The following is a 503-nucleotide window of genomic DNA, read 5'->3' as shown; positions in this document are numbered from 1 at the left end:
TGAATTTGTCATTCAATAAAAATAAGGTGGTTTAATATGAAAAATATTGCTGTTATTCTTTCTGGTGGTTCAGGTGCGAGATTTGGAGGAACCTTACCAAAGCAGTTTACAAAGTTAGCAGGAAGAGCAGTTATAGAATATACTATCGATGCCTTCGAAAGAACAGAGTTAATTGATGAAATTATTATAGTTTCACAACCAAATTACACTGAACTGACATGGGATTATGTGAAGAAAAACCAATGGAATAAAGTTACAAAAATTTTTAATGGAGGGAAGGAGCGATTTGATTCAACATATTCAGCGTTACAAGGCTTGGAAGGCGAAGACGATAATTGCAATATCCTTTTCCATGATGCTGTAAGACCATTAATCGATGAGACAATAATTAGTAATTGTATCGAATCCCTGAAAATTTTTGAGGCTGTAGATGTTGTTATTCCATCGGCAGATACCTTAGTCGAGGTCTATGATGACGGATGTATTTCTAATATACCAAGATC

The 503-nt window shown here is 34.6% G+C and carries 1 protein-coding gene; it reads left to right on the top strand.

Annotation, left to right across the window (positions count from 1 at the left end; all coding sequences use genetic code 11):
* Window positions 1-36 precede the first annotated feature (36 nt).
* Window positions 37-503: IspD/TarI family cytidylyltransferase (locus ACS8YF_RS20235; RefSeq protein ID WP_440851838.1), on the top strand; the 467-nt coding region annotated here is incomplete at its 3' end.

Source organism: Salinisphaera sp. SWV1 (assembly GCF_052044155.1).
Lineage (GTDB): Bacteria > Pseudomonadota > Gammaproteobacteria > Nevskiales > Salinisphaeraceae > Salinisphaera.
Note: the sequence above shows the minus strand (reverse complement) of the source record. Positions and strands in the feature narration are given on the sequence as shown.